At 47.3% G+C, this 16,734-nt stretch carries 14 protein-coding genes; 6 read left to right on the top strand and 8 right to left on the bottom strand.

Annotated elements, in window-relative coordinates; all coding sequences use genetic code 11:
* Positions 1-13 precede the first annotated feature (13 nt).
* From ANT_RS09850 to ANT_RS09840, 3 genes are all read right to left on the bottom strand, one after another.
* On the bottom strand, positions 14-1,372 hold the full coding sequence (locus ANT_RS09850) for a DUF4129 domain-containing protein (protein ID WP_172634611.1): 1,359 nt from the start codon (positions 1,370-1,372) through the stop codon (positions 14-16).
* Between the two features lie 96 nt (positions 1,373-1,468).
* Positions 1,469-2,647 (bottom strand): DUF58 domain-containing protein, encoded by a 1,179-nt coding sequence (locus ANT_RS09845; protein WP_013560366.1) that lies wholly within the window; start codon positions 2,645-2,647, stop codon positions 1,469-1,471.
* Positions 2,644-3,579 carry an AAA family ATPase gene (locus ANT_RS09840; protein ID WP_013560365.1) on the bottom strand — a complete coding sequence of 312 codons (936 nt, stop codon included), beginning with the start codon at positions 3,577-3,579 and terminating at the stop codon, positions 2,644-2,646. The genes ANT_RS09845 and ANT_RS09840 overlap by 4 nt, the downstream gene beginning before the upstream one ends.
* Before the next feature lie 123 nt (positions 3,580-3,702).
* On the opposite strand from ANT_RS09840, the gene ANT_RS09835 reads away from it, so the two are divergent.
* On the top strand, positions 3,703-5,823 hold the full coding sequence (locus tag ANT_RS09835) for a hypothetical protein (protein WP_013560364.1): 2,121 nt from the start codon (positions 3,703-3,705) through the stop codon (positions 5,821-5,823).
* Here the strand turns inward: ANT_RS09835 and ANT_RS09830 are convergent.
* The 5 genes from ANT_RS09830 to ANT_RS09810 all read right to left on the bottom strand — a co-directional run bounded on the left by ANT_RS09830 (position 5,812) and on the right by ANT_RS09810 (position 9,977).
* Positions 5,812-6,243 carry a hypothetical protein gene (locus ANT_RS09830; RefSeq protein ID WP_013560363.1) on the bottom strand — a complete coding sequence of 144 codons (432 nt, stop codon included), beginning with the start codon at positions 6,241-6,243 and terminating at the stop codon, positions 5,812-5,814. The two genes, ANT_RS09835 and ANT_RS09830, sit on opposite strands and share 12 nt — an antisense overlap.
* A gap of 34 nt (positions 6,244-6,277) precedes the next feature.
* Complete coding sequence (locus tag ANT_RS09825) at positions 6,278-6,946, bottom strand: hypothetical protein (protein WP_013560362.1); 669 nt, start codon at positions 6,944-6,946, stop codon at positions 6,278-6,280.
* The gene (locus tag ANT_RS09820) at positions 6,939-8,081 is read right to left on the bottom strand and encodes a GAF domain-containing protein (protein ID WP_013560361.1); all 1,143 of its coding nucleotides are present in this window, start codon (positions 8,079-8,081) and stop codon (positions 6,939-6,941) included. The genes ANT_RS09825 and ANT_RS09820 overlap by 8 nt, the downstream gene beginning before the upstream one ends.
* Positions 8,082-8,166: 85 nt before the next feature.
* Positions 8,167-8,865: an HAD family hydrolase gene (locus tag ANT_RS16410; RefSeq protein WP_013560360.1), complete on the bottom strand. Its 699-nt coding sequence runs from the start codon at positions 8,863-8,865 to the stop codon at positions 8,167-8,169.
* 5 nt (positions 8,866-8,870) lie between these two features.
* The gene (locus ANT_RS09810; protein ID WP_013560359.1) at positions 8,871-9,977 is read right to left on the bottom strand and encodes a site-specific DNA-methyltransferase; all 1,107 of its coding nucleotides are present in this window, start codon (positions 9,975-9,977) and stop codon (positions 8,871-8,873) included.
* 73 nt (positions 9,978-10,050) lie between these two features.
* Here ANT_RS09810 and ANT_RS09805 point away from each other — a divergent pair, with 73 nt between their 5' ends.
* From ANT_RS09805 to ANT_RS16835, 5 genes are all read left to right on the top strand, one after another.
* Complete coding sequence (locus ANT_RS09805) at positions 10,051-11,871, top strand: ribonuclease catalytic domain-containing protein (RefSeq protein ID WP_041454897.1); 1,821 nt, start codon at positions 10,051-10,053, stop codon at positions 11,869-11,871.
* A gap of 81 nt (positions 11,872-11,952) precedes the next feature.
* Positions 11,953-12,606: a hypothetical protein gene (locus ANT_RS09800; protein WP_013560357.1), complete on the top strand. Its 654-nt coding sequence runs from the start codon at positions 11,953-11,955 to the stop codon at positions 12,604-12,606.
* Positions 12,607-12,662: 56 nt separating this feature from the next.
* Positions 12,663-14,153: a protein O-mannosyl-transferase family gene (locus ANT_RS09795; RefSeq protein WP_013560356.1), complete on the top strand. Its 1,491-nt coding sequence runs from the start codon at positions 12,663-12,665 to the stop codon at positions 14,151-14,153.
* Complete coding sequence (locus tag ANT_RS09790; RefSeq protein WP_013560355.1) at positions 14,134-15,123, top strand: lysylphosphatidylglycerol synthase transmembrane domain-containing protein; 990 nt, start codon at positions 14,134-14,136, stop codon at positions 15,121-15,123. Before ANT_RS09795 ends, ANT_RS09790 begins: the two co-directional genes overlap by 20 nt.
* The gene (locus tag ANT_RS16835; protein WP_013560354.1) at positions 15,120-16,715 is read left to right on the top strand and encodes a sugar transferase; all 1,596 of its coding nucleotides are present in this window, start codon (positions 15,120-15,122) and stop codon (positions 16,713-16,715) included. The genes ANT_RS09790 and ANT_RS16835 overlap by 4 nt, the downstream gene beginning before the upstream one ends.
* Positions 16,716-16,734 lie beyond the last annotated feature (19 nt).

Here is a 16,734-nt window from a genome sequence, read left to right as displayed (position 1 = left end):
TTCTCGTCAGGGCTTAAGCCTGCTTTCGGGCAGGCTTTTTTCTTTTAAGGGAATGCTGAACGTTCTTCCATGCATTCAATACCGTCTGCCACTCATCAGGCGTTTCCGAGATTTCCCCATACCTTACCTGTACATAGGTGCGGGTAATCAGATCAATTTCGGTCTTCAAGTGGGGAAACCAATTTCCGGCATGCTCAGCGAACTCTGATGGGGTGGTGCTGGGGTGGCGAGGTTTCCCTGCTTGTTCACATAAAGCCTCAAATTGATGGTAAATTCTTCGAATGCGTGCGACGGCTAACCACTGCTTGGGAGAAATTTTGTTTTCTTTGATACGATGTCTTTGGTTGAATGAAAAAAGGCGCAGGACTGGTTTTTCGTGTTGAATATCTTCTTCGGCAACCAATGTTTGAGAACGGTTTTTCTGACGAAGCCAGACCAGGATTGCCATGAGAACCACAAACAGTAACAGCAGAGGTAAAGCAATTTTCAAGGCTTCAAAGGTTTTCAGTTGCGACTCAATTAATTCAACAGAAAACGTTTGGGTTTGTTCCAGGGCTTTCTGTATCGCGTTCTGGACATCACTCATGCGTGCTCCAAAGATCTCAAAAACCATTAACAGAAGGCGCATAATCCCAATAAGAAGGGGAAAGATCAACAGGATGAGCAAACCACCCAGAATGGCAATGAGCACAATGAAAATTTGTAATAAAAATTTGCCTATATAACTGCTAAAAAAGATACCCGAAAGGATGCCAAGGAGAATTACGAGCCCGGCAGAAATGACCAACCCAATCACCCAGGCAGAATCGATAGCCGATACTCTGCCTCCGCGAAAAGCACTGACTCCGTAAAGCCGTGCACTGCTCAGGACAATTAAGCCCAGCCAGAGATATAAAAAGAGCCCTGTCACAGAGAGATTTGGCTGGACAGGTAAGTAAAAAAGTCCAAACAGCAAGACCCCGACAAGTCCAGTTTGGAAATCTATCTGCGCACTTCTGATTTCTGGAATGGAATTCGCCAGGGCAATTCCCCGGATAATCAGCAATGGGACCAGCAGGATGTGGAAGAAGGGCAGGAAACTTTCTTCGGCGCCGGTTAAGGCATACCATGGGGAGAGTAGAAATGCTTTCCATCCAATTTGCACATGGTAGTAGAAGATTAATTTCAAGGAAATGATTCCCGCAACCAGTGCCCATATCAAGAACCCCACCTGAAAAAAAGGTTGTCTTCGCTTGATGGTAAGCATGACGAGTCTTATGGCATAACTCAAAGCCAGGATTGCCCAAAAGATGAGCCAGATACTCCACCAGGGCAAGCGTACCTGTTCGGAGAACAGTCCCGTATACCAGAGAGATGCCCAAACCATTTCCATTCCTGCCTGCAGTAGAAGAGGAAGATGTTTCCATACTTTATGCGAGTGGAGGGTCAGGGCACTGGTTCTCATACGAGGGCAAACAATGTAGTTGACTTATGGAATATGAATGGTACGAATGCCGGGCAAGGTCAAATGGGGTGCTTCCCCCACTTTATAGAGCACCATTTGGCGACGGATTGTGCGCAATCGTATCAGCATTTCTGCCAGAGGGTCGGATAGGAGTGCAGTGATGATAAGCAGGGTTGTCCCAAAGGGAATATGAGGAAGAGATTCGGTGAGAAAGGCTTCAAAGGGTTGAGGAATATACGGGGTAATGCCAGCCAGGGCTTCCAGTAAATGAACAAGATGCTGTTGCGTCTCACCAGGTTGAATGCGAAAAGGTTGATCGGCATTTGCAAGGCATCCATTGGCATAGAGCCCCACACTGTAACGATGTTGAATCCCGTAATAACAAAGGGTAGCAGCAGCGCTGATCATTTTCTCCAGCAAGGGCGAGGAATACCCCAGCCAGAATTGCTCGGACGTTGAGAGGTTCAAGCAAACCGCCAGCGTTCGAGCCGAGACAGGTTGAAGTATTTTACTCTGCAGTTGTCCACTTCGGGCAGTTGCTGCCCAATGAATGCGTCGAAAGCCATCTTCCGGATGGTAAGGGCGAATACCGATGAATCGGGTAGGGTCTTCGAAGAGAGTGTTTTTCGCTTGTGTTTCCCCAAAGGGGTCTTCCGTCTGCAGTCCCAACATCTCATAAGGTAGCAATGCTGGAAAGACCGTAAGAAATTCACGGTTTGAAAGGACACTTTCTCTCTGGCTTATGCCAAAAAGGTCACCAGAGTAAAGACGAGTGTCTCCGATGGAGTAGATTCCTCGCTTCCCAAACCGTAAAGTAAAATGACGGTTAATTTTCCCAAACCAGCGTAAATTGGCAACATTAACGAGCCAACCTTCTCCCTCGATGGGAGAAGGAGCCAGTAACGCCTCATCCGTTGGGGAAACCTGTAATGCCCAGGGGTCTTCTGTCTTAATCCAGGAGAGTGGCAGAATTTTCTGGTTGCTGATCTCGATGCTTACATGGCTTTCTTCACCCGGGAAGCCTCGCCGGTAACGAAAACGTCTTCGGTAAGAGACGCGATCCAGAGCATGGATTGTCCAGAAATGTGCGGCACCAAATACAAGAAGGACCGTGGCGCTGAAATAAATCAGCCACTGGGCTTGCAGGGCAATTCCCATGAAAAACAAAAGGGCGAGAAGTGGAATCCAGGCGATGGGATTCATGACTCTACGGGGACGGGGATTCGAGCAACAATCTCATGAATCAGATCTTGAGCGTTGCGACCACGAAGTTGAGCCTGTGGTGAGATGACAAGACGGTGGGCAAGAACAGGGGCAATGATGCATTTAACGTCATCAGGGATCACGTAATTTCTTCCCCGAATCCCTGCCAGGGCTTGGGAGGCTTGATATAAGGCCAGAGTGGCACGGGGACTTGCCCCCAGAAGAATATCTGCATCTTCACGGGTGGCTCTGGCAATCTTGACCATGTAATCCCGAATGGAACTTTCTACGTGGATCCTTTGACGTGCCTCAATCATTTCAAAAATTTCTTGAGGGTGAGTGACCGGAGGCAGGTCTTTGAAAGGATCATGTGCACCAAATCGCTCAAGAATGGCGTTTTCTTCAGAAGAGTTTGGGTATCCCAGGGTGACGCGCAGGAAAAACCGATCGACTTGTGCTTCGGGTAAAGGAAATGTTCCTTCCAGTTCTACCGGATTTTGGGTTGCCAGCACCAGAAATGGACGTTCCAGAGGACGAGTCACCCCATCTGCTGTAACCTGTCTTTCCTGCATGGCTTCCAGGAGTGCAGATTGGGTGCGGGGAGTTGCCCGGTTGATTTCGTCGGCAAGCAAGATTTGGGTCATGATGGGACCGGGGCGATACTCAAACTCCTGAGTTTTCTGGTTGAACCATGAAATCCCTGTAATGTCCGAAGGAAGAAGGTCAGGCGTGAACTGGATCCTGCGGAAAGTGCATCCCAGTGTGGTTGCCAGTGCCCGAGCGAGGGTGGTTTTCCCCGTTCCCGGCACATCTTCTATCAGAACATGCCCTTCACAAAGCACTGCAACCAGCAGAAGACGAATGGCTTCTTCTTTACCTACAAAGATTTTCTGTACGTTATCCAGAATGCGCTGTGCGAAGTTCGCAATCATCGTAGCCCTTTCATTTGTGCTTTTAGAAAAGCATACCACATTTTGCCGGTGTTTCCTCTCGCGGGCAGGACCAATTGCTTGTGATATACTGGGAACGAATTTCCTTAAGAAAAGGGACTGGAGATGCAAAGCATACGAAATTACCTTGTTCATGGAATGTGGCTGATTACCGGGATTGCTTTCTCCTTAAGCTTTTATGCCATTTTCCTGCGTTGGGTGGATTTTTCCGGCTGGAGTCTCTGGTTGATTCTCTTGTTGTTTGCTGGTTTGGGTACTTGGTTGGCTCAAAATCTCACCATGCGGGTTTTGCTCCCTGCTTCCCAGAAGGTTTCTTTCAGACAGAAAATGATGGGGCTTTTCATTGCAGTGGGATTTTCTTTGTGGTTGATGATTGCTATTCCCCTCCGTCCTGAATGGATGGCATTTGTTTATCCCAAACATGAGTTAATCATTTCCCCTGTATTACAGAATGAGGGCTCCAACCCTTCTGTTCGTGTGTGGGTTGAGTATCTATCAGATGGAAACCGTTACCGTATTCCACTTCATCAGTTTCAGGGTGAGGGATGGCAACGGACCGATGAAGGTTGGATCTTACCGACAGGGCATGGCGGAAGTCTGCGTTGGAAGGGGCATCTTCTGAATAGAGGGTATCTGGTTTTTCGAGGGGGACCAAAGGGGGGGAAGGCACAGGTTCAATGGGATGGTAAGCCCTATGAAGTTAACCTCTCTGCTCCTGAAGTATCTCAAATTATCGTAAAACTGGATGTTTCTCATCCGTATGCCAAGCCTTTGTCCTGGTCGGGGTTGCTGTCTTACGGGTGGGCTCTTGTTTGGGTGTTTCTTTCTTTGACAGGATACGCTGTTTTGAATCCACGTGAAGCCTCTTTAGTCCCGGCTTCCTGGAAAGCCTGGATTGGCTATAGTATTCCCCCGTTGTTTACAGGGTTGGTCTACTGGCTGACATTTTATCCAGCAATTCTCTCGGAAGACTCGATTGACCAGTGGCGTCAGGTTTTGACAGGGCAATTTAATGACTGGGCACCTGCCATTTATACGCTTATCACCGCAGGGGTAGCAAAAATATGGCACACACCTGCTTCCATGGCACTCCTACAGGTTCTCGTTTTCAGCCTTCTGGTTGGCTGGGGGGTAGGACAGTTTCGATCATTAGGGCTTCCCCAAGGGATAGGCTGGGGGCTGAGCCTTTTATTTGCTCTGGTACCTGCCAACCCTCTTTTAGCCATTACGCATTGGAAAGACGTTCTTTATTCGTATGGTTTGGCGGGGTTGTTCATCCTGTGTGTATGGATTGCTGAAACGCAAGGCAAATGGCTCGCCGAAAGACGCCACTGGTTGGGTTTGTCCTTCATGGCAACCACGGTTTTTTTGTTCAGGCACAATGGTGTGGCAATCTTTTTCGTTGTATTTCTTGTGCTTCTTGTGCTTTATCAAAGGTACTGGAAATCTATAGGTCTGGCAGCCCTGGTTGGATTGGCGATTGGCTTTGGAATCCGCGGGCCTCTTTACGACCTCTTTCATGTAGAGCGCAATAGTTATATTCTTGGAGATACTATCTTTCTCCACCATTTCGGTGCACATATTACGGGGGGGACGCCTCTTACCGAAGAGGAAAGGGCTTATTTCAATGCGCTTACCCCTTTGGAAGAATGGCCCTATTATTGTTGTAATGTCAGTCCTATTTATTTCACTGACCGTTTCAATCATCAATTATTTGCTGAAAATCATTCTCGTCACCTTGGTATGTTTCTTCAATTAGCCTTACGCAATCCTGGTGTGGAATTGAAACACTGGTTATGCAGTAGTGGTTTGGTCTGGCGGGTTTGTGTTGAATGCACCACTCTCTATCACAATATTGAAATTGTGAATGGGGATGTTCGCTGGATTGAGAAAAACCCTTACGGTGTTAGTGAGCAATCCAGGCTGCCATGGCTGACTTTCCCCTTGGCTCAATGGGTGGTGTGGAGTTCTACCTATGGGGCAGGAGTCTTATGGAGTGCTGGCGGTGCTCTTTATGTTTTCCTGGTTATTTGGGGGATTGTTTCTCTTCAGCGTCGTTCATGGACTTGGGGTGTTGCGGTGGGGGTTGTTCCGATTTTGCAATCGCTGATTATGGCACTGGTAAACATCTCCTCGGATTTTCGCTACCAATATGGAGTGTTCCTGATTGCTTTGTTCAGTCTGGGAATGTTGTGGATGGGAAAAACTGCCAGATCATCTGGATAGGCGATGCAAAACAAGCGCGGCCACCTTGGCAAGTTGAAGGATTTCTCGTTCGTTTGTTTTTTCCCAATGGGCTTTACCAGACATGATCAGGAATATACAACCTTCAGGTTCATCTCTTGCCATTAATGGAATTAATACCATTCCTTCCTCTGGTGGGAGAAAGGCTTTCAGTTCTCTCAGTGTATTTGGAATTTCGGTATTTGCAGGGATGCTCAAAACTTTCTCCGGGTAAAAAACAGTTTTCAAAAGAATATCGGCGGATATCTTTTTTGCCGCGATATGGGGTTGAGGACGCCATTGGGAAATTATCTCAAAGGTGTCTGAGGATTTTTCGTGACGCAAAAGAAATGCCTGGTAAGGGAATGAAGCAATTTCGCAAAACAGGGATAGAATCTCAGCAGGTGATCTGGCATTCAGCAATCGCTCAACCCTATCTTCCCAGGACCGTTTTTGTTCAATGATTTTTTTGAGTAGCCTGTTGATAACCCAATTGGATTATCTGTTTACTCAGAGCATCTAGAATGTCAATCAGGAATTCATGATGTTGTTCTGTTACCGGGCTTCCGTGTAGAGTGATGTTAAACGACCCCAGAGTTCCGTCACCGGCCTTAAGAGTGGCTAAATTCTTTTCGGCGGAAATTTTTGCTTGAGAAAGAAAAGGCACAAATTCACCATTCCAGAGTGCTAAACGCTTTTCCTGAATGTCACTCCCCTGATGTTTGGGATGAGCGTTCAGTTTTTCTGTAAGCGAAGAAGTTGAACGCCTCAATTCTTTGCTCAGAGCATTCAAGTGGCTAACCAGTGCTTCAAGGATACTTTCGATAAATCCTTTTTCGATTTCATGGAGGGGTTTATCTGTTTTATAAAGGGTGATTTTCCCATTCTGGTGAGTGTTCAGCGAAAAAGGTATGGAAATGGCAGGAAGTGTAGAAGTTTTGGGTAACTCTGCATGAATGTAAAGATCCAGAGCAGGGTAATAAGTTCTTACGATTTCCTGGGGTAAATAGACAGCGGAGGTACTTTCGACAATAGGCGACCGCTCGGGAACGGGAGGGGGAATTTCCAGTTCACCTAGTAAGCGCTTGATTCGCTCTTCAATTTGAGCGGGGAACCCTTCACTCATTTGTGGAAGTTGCCTTTCCATCTGGGGTGAGGCTAAGACGAATTTCTGCCCGTTCAAACCCCAGGGCTTTGCTTAATTCCTGCAAGGCTACCTGGAGTGCTTCATCAATCGACCGGGTTTGTTGAATCCGTGCCTTAATTTCCTTTTCGAGGAAATAGAATTCTTTCTGCTTTGCTAAAGCGTCTTTCTCTACAAGAACTTTCCAAACAGCCTGGGCAATCTGAGTAAGGGTGGTTAACAGGAATTGTTCTTCCTCGCTAAAGACTTGATTTTGTTCGGAAACAAGTTCCAGGGCACCAAGTCCTTCGAGAGGAATTTCCAGCATTCTTTTCATTCCTGGCAAAAGAATGTGAGGGGGAATGTTGGTCTCGCTAGCCGGATTGGCAATCAGAAGAGTCTGTTGTTGTTTGTAAGCCCGTACTGCTGGATAACGGCTGGTAATTGGGAAAGTAAGAGATGTATCTGTAGTTATATCTCCCTGGCTTGCGATCAGAGAAAGCGTTTCATGTTCAGCCTGGTAAAGGTACATCCTGGTCAGGTATAGCCCTAGGTGCTGGTGAATCAATTCTGTAAAGACTTGCCAGAAACGTGAAGGATCAGGCTGATTCAAAAGTTGTCTTGTAATGTCAAGAAGGTTACGAAACAGTGCAGATTCCCGAACATTCTCCTGTTTCTCTTGGGGGTGTTCCAGAGCAGACGGGCGGAAAGAGCACGCAATGCTGCCACCGGGAAAAACTTTTACCCAAAATTCCACCCTCACCCTTAATCCATCAGGGGACTGTGCTTCATAGAGAAAGGACTGCAGCAACTGTGGGGCTTTTCTTGCTCGGCTGACTGTTTCGGTAAATTTTTCTGTAAGATCGTCGGGGAAAAAGTCGGAATACTGATGACCAATCAAATGCTCTATCGGAAATAAAGTGCCGAGTAGCGGGTCTTGAGAAGGTTTTGCTTCTGCCAGATAACCTTCTTTGTCAAATAATAGTATCCCATCCGGAATACTCTGTACCATCATCTCGGGATAGGCAATATCACGGCTCTGGTAATCAATTAATTGTCGTTGCAGACGGGAGATATGCTCGCGGGCTTTGATGAGCTCGGTGACCAATTGTTCTCGTGTTTTGTCTAAATCGTTCATATTCCCCCAGCAACTTTACTAATCCTTCATTCTTCTATTCTATGGTATTCTTCCCAACCCTTCAATTTGTATAGAGATTTTGTAATCAATTTGGCATGGAATTTTTCTCTTTAAGCAGAATTTCTGCTAACTCTGAAGTTGTTTCCAGGATTAAGTCTGCTCCTGCGCAAACCAGTTCCTTGTGTGTGCCGAATCCGCACAATACTCCTACGGTTTGTGCACCGGCTTTTTTGCCGGCATGAATATCTACTGTAGTATCTCCAACCATCAAACAGGCAGAAGGTGGAACATTCAACTTTTCTGCCGCCCAGAGAATAGGGTCTGGAAAGGGTTTGGTGAATTTGCATGTATGGGCAGAGACGATGACTTGAAAAAGAGAGGTCAGGTCAAACTGTTGGAGAAAAGCAAGAGTAGCCTCTTCATCTCTGGCACTGACAATTGCAAGCGGATAGTACTGAGCAAGCGTCTGTAAGGTTTTGTCCATCCCGGAAATTAACCTGAAACGGGAAGGACGCGGATGGAATTTTCGTACGAAAAAATTAAATAACCTTGAGGCTTCATCATCCAGATGAAGTCGATCCAGAAGATTGTAGAGCAAGTTTCCTGGAGACTCAATTTCCATGACAACCCATCGAGCCAGATTTCGCAGGCGTTGCTCACCAACCCAGCCTTTCAGGAAAGATATACCTTTAAGCACCCTTTCTGCCCATTCGTCATCAGTGTCACTCAGGGTGCCGTCAATATCAAAGCAAATGGCTTGGATTCGAGAAACATCTAAAGGCATTGGTTTTATCCTTGCATATCATTTTCGATGGACACATTGGAAAGGTATTTTTGCCTTAAGATTGAGATTGGTTGGAAGATTCCTTGTTCATCGAGGAAGAACCATCGTTCCCAGCCATTGGTTGGGTGACCACAAATTTTTTCCGCGGTCATGTGGATGGAGCCCTTCCATCCGTTTACAGAAAGATGCCCATCGGATAATACCACGGCGCGAATCTCAGGGTTGCGGTCGAAAAAGAGAATTTGTCCGGGTTGGACCAGGTTTTGTTCGACCAGTCTTCCAAATGGCAATCGGCTTTTTCGTGACCGAACAGGTAAAGCAAGTGCTTGCTGGGGGTATGGCTCGATTTGTTCAATCCTCTGTCTTGCCAGTTCGATATATCGAGGTTCTTTTTCAATTCCAATCCAGTTCCTGCCCAGACGACGTGCCACAGCGCCGGTCGTGCCGGTGCCAAAAAAAGGGTCGAGAATCACGTCTCCGGGCCGAGTAGTTGCTAGGATAATGCGATACAAAAGGGCTTCAGGTTTCTGGGTGGAATGCACTTTTTTGCCATGGATGCGGATTCGCTCCGTACCTGAACAGATGGGAATGTACCAATCGGACCTCATTTGCAGGTCTTCATTGAGGGCTTTCATGGCATGGTGATTAAAAGTGTAATTGGCACGTCTGGACTTCACAGCCCAGATCAGGGTTTCATGAGCATTGGTGAAACGCACGCCACGAAAGTTTGGCATGGGATTGGACTTAATCCAAACCACATCATTTAAAATCCAGAAACCCAAATCCTGTAAAATAGTGCCAAGGCGGAAGATGTTATGGTAAGTTCCAATGACCCAAATCGCTCCATCATCCTTGAGCACTCGCCGACATTCTGTCAGCCATGAGCGTGAGAATTCGTCGTATTCGGCAAAACTGGTAAACTGATCCCAGGAATCATTGACTGCATCTACCCTTGAGCGATCGGGACGATATAAATCCTGCTGTAATTGCAGGTTGTAAGGTGGATCGGCAAAGATTAAATCGATGCTTTGATCGGGGAGAGAGGGTAGAATTTGCCGACAATCTCCCTGAAGGATTTGGTTGAGCGGCAAGGTGGGATCAAATTCGTCCATGGGTTAAGTGTATTTTACATGATTCACAAAACTCATGATACTTGTTATCCCATTCTCATAAGATGAGGTGTTTATGCATTCTGTCCAAATAGGCGCCTTGGTTGTATTTCGGCAAGAACCTGCCAGAGTCATCCGGGTGGGTGAGCGCTGGGAGATTGAATTAGCCAGTGGGGAAGTTCAGCGTGTGCGCCCAAAGGATGTTGTGGTGTTGCATCCCGGTCCCCTTCAGGACTTCAAAGAATTACAAAAACCTGCCTCTGGGGACCTTCAAGGTGCCTGGCAGATTCTGACTGGAATGACCACTACCCTGGCAGAATTATCCGAGTTAGCGTTTGGTGCATACACTCCTCAAACGGCATGGGAAGTCTGGAAGAACGTCATGGAGGGAAAGTTTTTCAAGGGAACCCCTGAGGCAATTCAAGTTCTCTCGGAAAAAGAGGTGAAAGAAAAGGAAGAGCAAGAAAGGGCTCGGCAAAAAGCCGAAGAGGAATGGCAAGCCTTTCTATTTCGAATAAATCAGAAACTCTACGTTGAACAGGATGTTCGTTATCTCAAAGAGATTGAACAATTTGCCTGCGGGCTGATGAAACGTTCAAGAGCCTTACAGGATTTAAAGCGGGCAGAAACGCCCGAAAATGCTCATCAACTTTTACTGGAAGTGGGTTACTGGAAAGAAACTTACAATCCGTATCCCCGTCGGTTTCAAGTTCCTCTTCAGGTGCCCGTTTACCCTTTGCCGGGGCTTCCAGAAGAGCCTCGGAAAGATCTGACGCATCTCCTTTCCTTTGCTATCGACGATGCAGGAAGCGAAGTTCCTGATGATGCGATTAGTTTCGATGAAGGAAGAATTTGGGTTCATATTGCTGACCCTGCGGCATTAATTCTTCCAGACACACAAGCCGATCGGGAAGCGCGAGCACGGGGTGAGTCACTTCACCTTCCCGAAGGCACCGTGCATATGCTTTCCGAAGATGCCATCTCAAAATTCGGTTTGGGGAAGCAGGAAATCTCCCCTGCACTGTCCATTGGAATTTGTTTATCCCCAAGTGGAGAAATTCAGAATGTTGAGATAGTACCTTCTCGGGTTCGAGTGTCACGGTTGACTTATCAGAATGCAGAGGTTTTGATGGATGCCCCCCTGTTTTCAGAGATTGAAAAATGGCTTGGGTTTCATAGAGAAGCCCGCTTGAGACATGGGGCTGTTGAACTGGATTTACCTGAGGTCAGGGTGAAAGTTGATGAACATCAGAAAGTAGAAATTCAACCGGTCCTATCCTTACGAAGTCGTCGGATGGTAGAAGAAGCAATGCTTCTGGCTGGAACTGCGATTGCTCAGTGGTGTATAGAAAGAAATGTGCCCGTTCCTTTTACCATCCAGGAAGCACCTGAGCAGCGGGTATCGGGTGACACTCTGGCAGATATGTATGCGATGCGACGCTGGATGAAACGAAGTCAATATCGATCGGCACCAGCAGAGCACGCCGGCCTGGGATTAAAGTTCTACGTTCAGGGGACCAGCCCGTTAAGGCGTTATCTGGATTTGGTAGTGCATCAACAGATACGGAGTTTTCTCCGTGGAGAGAAACTGCTTAGCGAGCAGGACATTCTGGAGCGAATTGGAGAAGTGGAGGTTCTCTTACCCTCTCTCCGCCAGGCAGAAATTCTCTCCGAAAAGCACTGGACGCTGGTGTATTTGCTCCAGAATCCTCATTGGAGTGGAATGGCACAGGTAGTGGATTTGCGCCCTTCCGGGGTGGTGGTTTTGATTCCTGAACTGGCATGGGAAACTACATTGCCCTCTTCTCATGGATTGGTGAAGAATCAACCTGTCAAGGTGGAATGCGTTGACGTAAATCTACCACGTCTGGAAGCGCATTTCCGTTTGTTACCATGAGATTTTTATCTATTTTGTAATGAAATATTCTTTATGAACATGCTATAATCATTTCAGTAATTTTTGATGCAAGGGGGCTATATGTTCTGGAAGAAAACCTTTGCGTTTTTAGCCATTTTCGTTTTGGTAAGCATTTTCTTAGGCTTAGCCACCCCTGACCTATCCAGTGCCCAGACGGTTCCGACGATGGCACCTACGACGGTTGTCCCACCACCAGAGGAACCTGTACCCACTCCTAAGAGCAAGGGTGCTCCACTTTACTGTGTAAAAGCACCGCTCAGCAAAGAGGTTGAGGTGGAATTGTCTCTCTTACGCTTCCCCGAGACAAGGAATAAAGACATTTGGGGTGGGGTGATTAACCCGCCTGGCACCGCTTGTGATGAGGCTGTGGAACTCGTTTGCAAAATCCCTGTGCGTTATTTACCCCAACGTTCCCAGTTAAATTACTGGCGGGAAGCTCTGGAGGTTCGACAGTATGTGAAGGGGGTTGTGGATGATTCGCAGTCATGCCGTCCCAAGAAGGTTTACTTTGAATTAACCTGGTATGAGCGCTGGGTTCATGACAAAATGCCGGAGCGTTTTGGGTTCTTCTGGTTCAATCCGAACAAGAAGGAATGGCAATCCTGTGAAGACGTGTCTTTTGAACCCGAAGTGGGCAAGTACGGACGTATTTCCTGCTCCACCCTGGAATGGGGATATTTCACCCTGGGGTGGAAGCCCCCAAAAAACAAATAACCTTCTTTGGAGTTGACGAACGGGGTGATTGAGCGTCACCCCGTTGTTTTCATCTCATGGTACGATATTCTTCAATGAAGCGATTCCTCTCTCCCTTTCTCATTGCTACTCTGGTTGGGGGTATCTTTTACCTTCCTCTTTTACCCGAACGCATCACATGGCAAAATCAGGGAGCAGATGGGGGGGATTTCCTTGCAGCCATTCTCACACAGGGTGTTCCTCATCCGTCGGGGTACCCGCTTTATCTTGTTCTCGGAGCGGTTTTTCAAAGTTTTCCAGTTCACACGCCATACTGGAGGGGGGCTTTGCTTTCTGCGCTGTGTATGGCGATGGCCGCTGGTCTCCTTGCCCTTTGGGTAGAGAAAGTTGTTTTCAAGGCGAAACCCTGGGCAGGGGCAGTTGGAGTGTTTTCTGCTTTTCTCTGGCTTTCCACGAGACTGGTCTGGTCTCAGGCACTGATCGTAGAAGTTCATGGACTCCATGCGCTGGTGGTGATGATATGGGTGTGGTGGATCAGCGCTCTGATGGGGGAAACCTTGCTTTCCATAAAAACGCTGTGTTTGCTCGGCGGCATGGCTGGATTGGGTGTCGGTAATCATTTGTCTATTGTTTGGTTGTTGCCTCTGGTTCTCTGGGCTGGAATAGGTTACGGAAGACGTACTTCCTGGAGATTCGTGTTCCTTCAAGCGATATGCTTTGGGTCAGGGCTTCTTATTTACGGGATATTGCCTCTACGAGCGCAGGCATACCCCCCTGTCAATTGGGGGGGAGCCAGTGACTGGCAAGGATTTTTATGGCTGGTCACTGGAAAGATTTACCAGGGAATGCTGTTCAATGTCGACGGGGAACAATTCCTGTCTCGCTTGTCTGCTTTTGCGGATTTGTGGTTGAAAGATTTCAGCGTGTTGGGGGTGTTGCTGGCGCTTGGGGGGGTGCTTATTGCGTATCCTACCCGTGTGGGAAAAATTTTGCTCTGGATTTTTCTTGCTTTCGCTTCTTTTTCGCTTGGCTATGCTGCAGAAGATTCGCAGGTTTACCTGATTCCTGCCTGGATGGCTTTGAGCATGGCGACGGGAATTGGACTGATGGAAATTAAGAATTGGAAGTGGAAAACATTTCCAGTGGGTTGGGTGTTGATATCCCTTTTCCTGTTCTGGGTGGTGTGGTGTATCCCTGCAACTCTTCGTGAGGTCGATGTGCGATACAAAGGCGATGCTGCAGACTTTGCCGAGCGTACCCTCCAGTCATTGCCCTCGAATGCTGTCATCGTCACGATTCGAGATCAGGATACTTTTCCTCTCTGGTATTACCATTTCGGGTTGAAACAACGACCGGATGTGCGAATTGTGGTGTTGCCTCTGACCCCTTTCGCCTGGTATCGTCAATCTCTCCAGAAGGCATATCCTGATTTGCATTATCCATCTACAGATTCAGGGGGAGAATGGGGCGAAAAATTGCTGGCACTGAATTCTGACCGGGCTATTTGCCAGACGAAAGTAGATTTACACCCTTCAATAATAATAGCCTATGAGTGTCAGGGTAACTGAACATTCCTGCTCTTTAAAACGATGTTTTCCCCTTATTGCGAAGGGAGGGACGTTTATTCTGGTAGTGTATTTCTGTTTTTGGGAGATTGATTGGAAACCAGTTTTTCATATTCTGGCTTCAGTAGATTGGAAATGGGGAACTTTATCGGTCTTAAGTTTTTTCTTCACCCTGGGGATGAAAATTTTACGCTGGGGTGTTTTGCTGCGCCTGGTTGGGGGAGAGCGCGATATGGTAGCCTCTCAAGACTTGATTGCTCCTTTTTTCGTTGGACAAGCGGTCAATATCGTCATGCCGTTTCGTGGAGGGGAAGTCCTACGGCTTTCCTGGTTAGGGGTGAAGGATAAAAGATTAATGCTTCCCGGTGCCTTCAGCATCCTTTTGGAGAAGTGGGAAGATTTGTTATTTCTTTCTCTTCTGACCCTTGTACTTGCCCCGTGGGTTTCTGAATGGATAAAGTTTCCGCCAGTTTATTCCTGGTTTCTTGCAGGGTTAGTTCTCTTGATCCTTGGAGGTGTGGTCTGGGCAATTCGTTTTTTCAATCTTCAAAGCATCTCATTCATTCCCCAGCCGTTCAGGGAGGTTTTGGGACCTGAAATTGGAAGGTTGCAACAGCGTTTAAATCTCACCAAACGACACCTGTTTCTGGTATTTCTATCGGTTTTCCTCAGTATGCTCATTTGGGGAAGCATGATTCTCACCAATCTTTTTACCCTGCAGGCTCTGGCTTTGCCCGTGAACGTCAAAATCGCTGGGGTAATTCTTGTGTTTGTTTACGTGTCATTAATCCCTGCCTTGATTCCGGGAAATGTGGGTCCATTCCATGGAGCAGTGGTTTTAGGAATGTCCCTGTTTCAAATTCCATTGGCTCCAAGTCTATCTTTCGCCATTTTGTTACACGGTATTGTCACAGTGTTTCCCTTAGTTGTCTCGGCTCTGATCCTTTTCTGGGGACGATGGAAAAAACCATGAAAGCCAGTGTCATCATTCCAGCCAAGGACGCTGCCGATACCCTGACTGCCTGTTTGGAGGCAGTGCTCCATCAGACAAATTTGACTTTTCTCAAGGACTATGAGGTTATTGTCGTGGATGATGGTTCCAGCGATCAGACTGCAGAGATTGCCTGTACTTTTGCTGGGGTTAGGGTTATCCGTCAAACCAACGCAGGACCTGCGGCTGCCAGGAATCGCGGGGCTTGCGAAGCCCGTGGGGAGATCCTGGTTTTTACAGATGCAGATTGTGTTCCCCATGCAAGGTGGTTAGAAACCCTTTTGAGTCGTTTTAATGATGGGGATGTAATTGGTGTAAAAGGGATTTATTCCACAAGCAGTGCCAAACCCGTGGCGCGATTTGTTCAGATTGAGTATGAATACAAATATGAAAGAATGAAACCGCTGGAACAAATCGATTTTATTGACACCTATTCTGCTGCTTACCGTAAGGATGTATTTCTACAGAATGGGGGATTTGATCCGGTCTTCCCGGTTCCTTCTGTAGAAGATCAGGAATTTTCTTTCCGTTTGGCGCGTAAAGGGTATCGTTTGGTCTTTGAACCAAATGCTATAGTTTCGCATAGTCACGATAAAAACATTCAGGAATACTTTCAAAGGAAATTCTGGATTGGGTACTGGAAAGCAGTAATGCTTAACTGGCTCCCGGAGAAGACATTTCATGACTCTCACACTCTTCCATCTCAGCGCTGGCAAATTTTCCTGTTGGGGCTGATCTTTCTTTGCGCTCCATTAACCCATGTATTCCCGAGATTGCTCTGGGGCATGGCAGGTTTTGGTGTGGTTTTCTGGTTGACAGCCTTACCTTTTCTGATGTTTCTGGTTAAGAAAGATCCATATCTGGTTCCCTATAGTGTTGTTCTGATACCCACCCGAGCATTTGCACAGTTAGCCGGCATTGTTTGGGGAATCTTCAGCAAGCCTCGCGCGGTTCGCAGGAAGGGTTTGAGCGCTGTAGAGCGCTTTGTCAAGCGGGCAATGGACCTGTTTGGCGCAAGCATTGGTGGAGTGATTTCTCTCCCTGTAATTTTGCTCAGTGCGCTGGCCATTAAGTTGGATAGCCCTGGCCCGGTGTTTTTTATCCAATGGCGGGCAGGAGAAAATGGCAAACCCTTCCGTATGGTGAAATTGCGCACGATGGTGGTAGGCGCAGAGCAATACAGGCAGAATTTGGAACCGCTTTGCCCGAATGGCGGATTGGCTTTCAAACTGTCCAATGACCCCCGTGTGACCCGTGTTGGGCGCTTTTTACGCCGGTGGAGTCTGGATGAACTGCCTCAATTCTGGAATGTCTTGAAAGGGGAGATGAGTCTGGTAGGTCCGCGTCCTGAAGAATTGTCGGTTGTTGCCCGCTATACCGATCGGGAACGTCAGCGTTTGATTGTCAAGCCGGGCATGACCGGTCCCATGCAGGTGGCTGGCAGGGCGGACCTGGATATATCCTCACGTTTAGAATTAGAGTTGGAGTATATCGAAAAATATTCTCTGTTGAAAGACATGGTCATTCTGGCTCGTACCTTGCCGGCAGTGATTCTGGGAAAAGGGGCTTATTAAGCAAAAAACGGCGGACACC

This window comes from Anaerolinea thermophila UNI-1, from assembly GCF_000199675.1.
GTDB classification, from domain to species: domain Bacteria; phylum Chloroflexota; class Anaerolineae; order Anaerolineales; family Anaerolineaceae; genus Anaerolinea; species Anaerolinea thermophila.
The sequence above is the reverse complement of the archived record's forward strand: the minus strand, read 5'-3'. Positions and strand labels throughout refer to the sequence as shown.

Coding starts and splice junctions, on each gene's coding strand:
- ANT_RS09835 (WP_013560364.1), top strand. CDS start 3,703: ATGCAAAGCATACGAAATTACCTTGTTCATGGAATGTGGCTGATTACC.
- ANT_RS09795 (WP_013560356.1), top strand. CDS start 12,663: ATGGTACGATATTCTTCAATGAAGCGATTCCTCTCTCCCTTTCTCATT.
- ANT_RS09820 (WP_013560361.1), bottom strand. CDS start 8,081: ATGAACGATTTAGACAAAACACGAGAACAATTGGTCACCGAGCTCATC.
- ANT_RS09790 (WP_013560355.1), top strand. CDS start 14,134: ATGAGTGTCAGGGTAACTGAACATTCCTGCTCTTTAAAACGATGTTTT.
- ANT_RS09805 (WP_041454897.1), top strand. CDS start 10,051: ATGCATTCTGTCCAAATAGGCGCCTTGGTTGTATTTCGGCAAGAACCT.
- ANT_RS16835 (WP_013560354.1), top strand. CDS start 15,120: ATGAAAGCCAGTGTCATCATTCCAGCCAAGGACGCTGCCGATACCCTG.
- ANT_RS09850 (WP_172634611.1), bottom strand. CDS start 1,372: ATGGAAATGGTTTGGGCATCTCTCTGGTATACGGGACTGTTCTCCGAA.
- ANT_RS09810 (WP_013560359.1), bottom strand. CDS start 9,977: ATGGACGAATTTGATCCCACCTTGCCGCTCAACCAAATCCTTCAGGGA.
- ANT_RS09800 (WP_013560357.1), top strand. CDS start 11,953: ATGTTCTGGAAGAAAACCTTTGCGTTTTTAGCCATTTTCGTTTTGGTA.
- ANT_RS16410 (WP_013560360.1), bottom strand. CDS start 8,865: ATGCCTTTAGATGTTTCTCGAATCCAAGCCATTTGCTTTGATATTGAC.
- ANT_RS09840 (WP_013560365.1), bottom strand. CDS start 3,579: ATGATTGCGAACTTCGCACAGCGCATTCTGGATAACGTACAGAAAATC.
- ANT_RS09825 (WP_013560362.1), bottom strand. CDS start 6,946: ATGAGTGAAGGGTTCCCCGCTCAAATTGAAGAGCGAATCAAGCGCTTA.
- ANT_RS09845 (WP_013560366.1), bottom strand. CDS start 2,647: ATGAATCCCATCGCCTGGATTCCACTTCTCGCCCTTTTGTTTTTCATG.